The 237-nt window shown below is 35.9% G+C and carries 1 protein-coding gene; it reads left to right on the top strand.

Annotated elements, in window-relative coordinates; translation table 11 throughout:
• Positions 1 to 237, top strand: a 237-nt coding sequence (locus ETC07_RS16440) for a MurR/RpiR family transcriptional regulator (protein ID WP_136249351.1), incomplete at both ends; no start/stop codon positions are given.

Below are 237 nucleotides of genomic sequence, written 5' to 3' on the forward strand. Positions count from 1 at the left end.
CGATATTGGCAACAGAATCACATGTCAGTGTTTCCACAGTTAATAGAACCTTGAAAAAAATGGGCTACGATGGTTATTCTGACTTTAAACAAACTATTCGTAATACCAAAAACGAGCGTCGCAAAAATGGCTTTTCAAAAGAGGTTAATCAGGCGATCCGTAAAAATGAAATAGAAATTACACGGACGATTAATCAACTTTCAGCGGATGATATTGAAGCTGCTATTAAGTTGATTG

It is taken from the genome of Halomonas borealis, from assembly GCF_004798905.1.
Classification (GTDB): domain Bacteria; phylum Pseudomonadota; class Gammaproteobacteria; order Pseudomonadales; family Halomonadaceae; genus Halomonas; species Halomonas borealis.